This window comes from Paenibacillus sp. 05T425 (genome assembly GCF_056396205.1).
In genome coordinates this window covers 1-601 of record NZ_JBFTLA010000054.1, presented here as the reverse complement: position 1 = coordinate 601, position 601 = coordinate 1, and the positions used below count along the sequence as shown (strand labels likewise).

The window sequence follows — 601 nt, the reverse complement described above, 5'->3', positions numbered from 1 at the left end:
TTGCAGCACGATCCCCGGCAACACCGCCCGGGGTAATGGCCGGCCTTCGGCCTGTTCGGCCAAAGCGAAGACGCGTTGATAGAGCGTGGTGTCCTCGAACTGAAGACTTTTGCCCTCCTCCAGTTGATCCCGAATGGTCGGGTTGCGCATGTCCAATTGCTTGCCAAGGGTGCGCACCGCCAGTTCCGTGGCGCCGGGCATRATCGAGTCGTAGCGCACCAGGTCGCCATCCAGCGCCAGCGGGATACCCGTCGCACGACTGACCGCGTTCTGAAACGCCGCATTGCGGCTGGCGTACCAACCGGCGTTGAAATCGGCGAAGCGATACAGCGGCTGCTGATAGCTCACCGGATAGCCGAGCAAGTGGGCGATACCGAAATACAGGCCACCGCGACGGGTGAACACTTCGTGACGAATCGAGCCGTTCACCGGGTAGGGATAATCCCGCACATGCTGCTCGGCAAAGTCGATGCTGACCTGCATCGGCCCGCCGGTGTGCACCGGGTTGAAGCCGCCGAACAAGGTCCGGCCCATGGGCACCATGCCGATGAAGTCATCGAAAATCTCGCTGAGCTCTTTCTCGCTGCGCACGGCATTCAGC

At 61.8% G+C, this 601-nt stretch carries 1 protein-coding gene; it reads right to left on the bottom strand.

Annotated elements, in window-relative coordinates:
* Positions 1-601: DUF1615 family protein (locus AC1DF0_RS32010; RefSeq protein WP_477577585.1), on the bottom strand; the 601-nt coding region annotated here is incomplete at both ends.